We start from the raw sequence: 4,371 nt of genomic DNA, 5'->3' as shown, positions 1-4,371 counted from the left end.
CGGCCCGCGCCCACGACATTCGAATCATGGTTGCCCATGGATTCAGAAGCCCGCAACAAAAGCAACTGTAATGCTAGAGCGTTTCAGGACGTTTTTCGAAGTAGCTCCTGCATTCGGCTGCCTCGATTCTTTCGGCAATGTCCTCGACTGTACGTTTCTGAGCTTGGCGCATGCAGTGTTTGATCTTGGCTAAGGCCTGCTCGATCGGATTGGGATCCGGAGAGTAAGGCGGCAGGTACCAAAGCTTGGCGCCGGCAGCCTTGATCATCTGCCTGATGGCTTATGACTTCCCAGATTATCCGTGTCGGCAATATCGCCGGGCTTCAGCACCGTGATGAGCTGCTGCTCGACATAGGCCCGGAAGCATTGGCTGTTGATCGGGCCGTCTGACGTTGCCCCCAGTTTCTATCCAGTTTTGAGTTCGTTTCCGGCGTGGGTTGTGCCCTGCTGGGCGGGTGAAGCGACGGGCGCTGGCGCGGAGCCTTTGGCATAGCGCAGCGCGAGCGACCGTCGCGGGCGGCCGCGCGGTGTTGTAGCCGGCGTGCCACAGGGTGATGGCTATGCGCGCCTGAGCAACAGGGGGCATTTAGCAGGCCCGCTGCAATGATAAAAAACTGGTTACTCGATAAATGTATCGCCTGCGCCAAGCCTCATCGGCATCCAGAGTTCGCTGACCGGACTGGGTGGGATCTTCGAGGCCGAGCGACTTTGATCTTAAGAGAGCTCTCCGGCGGAAGAAGACAGCTGCCAAGGAGACCAGGTGCAAACCTGAATGAAACCCGAATGACGACATTCCCCGGAGCAATCAGACCGCCTGACTCACTGCGCTGCGAGAGCATAAGGCGAACATATGATCGCGTTGAGCATGTGGATCAACTATCGGTTGATAATGAATATTCATTTGTCTGTAGTAGAGTTGCTAATCATAATGTAGGTACGCGAGGAAATAGGCCGTCGGCCAATGCGGCGTCCGGACCGCTTCTCGTCGCGCAGTAGGAGATCGTATGAGAGGTATTGATAACCTTGGCAGGGCGCCCATCCTGGAATTTAGCGCCCACGAAGCTGATAGCGCGGACGATACGGCCGCAGAACCGTCTGTGGGCCCTGAAGAAACCGGCCAATCATCCTGTTCTGTCGTGGCGCAGACGCGCTCTGAGCCCCAAGCGTCAAGCGCTCCGTCCTCCCGTGATCCCGAGAGCACCACTGCCCTTGATCAGCTGTCACCGGAGATGCTCGCTATCATTGCTGAGCAGCTCAGCCCTATTGAACGGTTGAGGAGGTCGCAGATAGGTCACCAGCTGCGTGATGCCGCCCAGCAATCTGACAAGATTCAAGAAAGGTGCCAGAGAGCTAGTCAGGCGTACTTCGGAGAGAAGGCGGCAGGGTTTGCGGGCGAGCTCCCGGAGCGCATTGTCCGTCTCGCGCCGGCCCGGGCTCTGGAGCCAGTGGACAGGGAAGAGTTTCGGCGCTGGCAGCCCGACAGCCTTGTCCGCCTCGTCAACGGGACGCGCACCGCCTTCAGCTTACCGGAGGACGCGTGCGAAAGAAGATCCTCGAACATTATCGCAACGTCGCCCACGAACCACCACGGATCGGGCGAGGCGTCCTCCTCGCGCTTGCCCGCCTGAAAGCCGAAGTGTTCGCCGAGGATCACCTGCGCCTGCTCGAACGCGTCGGCGGTCTTCAGACCCTCGCGTATTTCCTTCTCCCTGGCGGAGAAAGAGCGGTTCTGCAACGCCGAGGGTTCTGAAGATACGCTTCCAGCCTCTCGACCTGCAGCATGATGTCGGCGCTGTTGCGCTCTTCCGGCCTCGGCGTGGCGCCACCGCGGGCGAGCCCGATCAGCGACGAGATTCCCGACGGGGCGTCCTCGCCTGCCGTAAATGCGTGCGCGCATGCGCTTCGAAACATGCCGAAGTAGAAATAACTTGGGGCTGATCTGCGAACGACATCAAGCGGAAACATCGTCTAGCGGAGTTACGCAATGGCTCGAATCAATGACGCTTTTCACGCGACATCACACGCCACTCGGGAAGATGAAACGATAAACCAACCGGCCTTTGACCAGCACCTGGACGAGCGGTCGCTGGAGCTGGAGCAACAAGCCGGCGCAGCTCCTTTCCATGCTGTTGTCTCTGACGATGTGGAGCATCGCATTGGTACGGTAAACCAGCAACCGGACATGAAGCTTGTTATCATTTCGAACCGCGTTGCGCCCTTTGATCCAAATAAACCCCAGACCGGTGGCCTCGCCGCGGCCCTCGAGCCTGTCGTGGAGCGTTCCGGCGCGGTCTGGATGGGCTCCTCGGAGAACCGCGGCGACGGGACGGAGCAGCCCCTGCCGCTCGTGAAGATCGGTGCGGGCTATGTGGCCAGGCTCGATCTGCCGGCCGCGGACTATCCTGGTCTTGGGAATGACGGGCTTGGCGCCGCGACGCACGATTTCGCCGCGAAGGTTGTCGCCGTCATATGCTTTGTCGGCGAGGAGCGCGCTCATCGGCGGCGCGAAACGAAGGGAAAGGCCCGGTCCCTGCTCGGCTGGAGAACAACCATCGCGCCTACACGCTCGCGCAGATCAATGAGTTGCGCGAGCTATTTGCCTCGCAGCGTCCCACGGAGGCGTTGAGGTTCTTGCCTCACCGGAGGGAAGGCGAGCACCTGCAGGTTTTAGCCGTCGCGAACTTTAAGGGTGGCAGTGCGAAGACCACGACGAGCGCGCATCTGGCCCATTATCTGGCTCTCTGCGGGTATCGCGTTTTGGCCATTGATCTGGATCCGCAAGCATCGTTGTCGGCAATGTTCGGTGCGCAGCCGGAACTCGATGTTCAGCGGAACGAGACCATCTACGCGGCGCTGCGGTACGATGATGAGCGCAGACCGATCGCTGACATCATCCGGCCGACCTATTTCACCGGGATCGACCTCATTCCGGGAAATATCGAGGTTATGGAGTACGAACACGAGACGCCGCGTCACTTGGCAAAGCGGCAGGCTGCCCCTGAGAGTATGTTTTTTGAGCGCTTGCGTCTTGCATTGACGGATGTCGAGGACGTCTACGACGTCGTAATTCTCGACACGCCACCTGCGCTGGGGTTCCTGACGCTTGGCGCCATCTATGCGGCGACCGGGCTTCTTGACGGTTCACCCTGCGATGCTGGACGTCATGTCGATGAGCCAATTCCTGCTTATGATGGGCGATCTCATATCAGTGATCCGCGATGCTGGCGCGACGATGAAGCAGGACTTTCTTCGTTATGTTGTGACCCGGCACGATCCCTTCGACCAATCTCAGGTTCGGGTAGTAACCATGCTACGGCATCTCTTCAGTGAAGATGTGCTGACTGCGACAGCTATAGCAAGCTCAGCGATCGAAACCGCAGGCCTGGCAAAGCGCACGCTGTATGAGTTGGAGCCGGGCAACATTTCGGCAGCGACGACCAAGCGCGCCCGGGAATCCATTGATGCGGTCAATGATCAGATCCTCGCACTCATCGCTCAGGCTTGGGGGCGCGCATGACCAGCAAACGACCTTCGGGTAGGTCGATCCTTGCTAATTTCGGCTCGTACTCCGCGCCTAACGCGGAGGCAAGCGAGCCCTCCTCCAGTTCTGGTGCTCCCATTAAGCCAGCGCTCCGTGTGGGAGCCGGGGTGATCGGAGCAACACAGCGTTCATTGGCGGAGCTGCGAGAAGAGCGTGACCGGCTCCAAGCGCTGGTCGATGCTGGTGGCGGCTCCGAGCTCGACCCCTCCTCTATCGATCCGTCGCCCTTTCCGGACCGGCTGCCCGACGACAGCCGACTCGATTTCGATGCACTCAAAAAACTCATCGCCGAGGAAGGCCAGAAGGCCCCGATCCAGGTCCGAAGGCATCCGACCGTCAGCGGCCGCTATCAAGTCGTGTACGGCCATCGGCGCTGGCAGGCGGCATTGGAGCTCGGCGTCAAAGTCAAAGCCATGGTCGTCGGACTATCGGATAGTGAGCTTGTCGTCGCGCAGGGTATCGAGAACGCGGCGCGCCAAGATCTGAGCTGGATTGAGCGCGCCCTTTTTACGTGGCGAATGGATCGGGCCGGAATCAAGCCGCGCGATATCCGTGCCTCTCTTTCGATCGACGACCCGGAGCTCGCTAGGCTCAGAGCGGTCTGCCGCGCCGTCCCGGTCGAGGTGATTGAGGCGATTGGCCGGGCGCCGAAGGCGGGTAGGCCCCGCTGGGTCGCGCTCGCTAGTGCGCTCGACGAAGATGCCTCGGCTTTGACTCGGGCGCGGGGGTGAATTGTGGTAGGTCAAGTGTGTGAAGGGGTGGTGCGCAGCAGGCGTTTTATTTGTTTTTTTGTGGGGGTGGAGGCCCGGGGGCGCCGGCGAAAAAACAGA

Annotated in this window: 1 protein-coding gene and 4 pseudogenes; 3 read left to right on the top strand and 2 right to left on the bottom strand. The window is 60.0% G+C overall.

Translation table 11 applies throughout. From position 1 onward, the window contains the following. Positions 1-73: 73 nt before the first annotated feature. Positions 74-387, bottom strand: a pseudogene (locus tag AC0L3P_RS38265) (transposase); the annotation flags it as partial. A gap of 1,150 nt (positions 388-1,537) precedes the next feature. Between AC0L3P_RS38265 and AC0L3P_RS38260 the strand changes: the two are divergent. After that, on the top strand, positions 1,538-1,750 hold the full coding sequence (locus tag AC0L3P_RS38260; protein ID WP_473309202.1) for a hypothetical protein: 213 nt from the start codon (positions 1,538-1,540) through the stop codon (positions 1,748-1,750). A 660-nt stretch (positions 1,751-2,410) separates the two neighbouring features. Here AC0L3P_RS38260 and AC0L3P_RS38255 read toward each other — a convergent pair. Further along, positions 2,411-2,515: pseudogene (locus AC0L3P_RS38255) on the bottom strand (IS5/IS1182 family transposase); the annotation flags it as partial. On the opposite strand from AC0L3P_RS38255, the pseudogene repA reads away from it, so the two are divergent. Together repA and repB are read left to right on the top strand one after the other, a co-directional pair. After that, positions 2,509-3,517: pseudogene (gene repA / locus AC0L3P_RS38250) on the top strand (plasmid partitioning protein RepA); the annotation flags it as partial. The pseudogenes AC0L3P_RS38255 and repA sit on opposite strands and share 7 nt — an antisense overlap. Next, positions 3,514-4,245 (top strand): annotated as a pseudogene (gene repB / locus AC0L3P_RS38245) (plasmid partitioning protein RepB); the annotation flags it as partial. The pseudogenes repA and repB, both read left to right, overlap by 4 nt. Between the last annotated feature and the right edge of the window lie 126 nt (positions 4,246-4,371).

It is taken from the genome of Bradyrhizobium sp. WSM4874 (assembly GCF_055811835.1).
The sequence above is the reverse complement of the archived record's forward strand: the minus strand, read 5'-3'. Positions and strand labels throughout refer to the sequence as shown.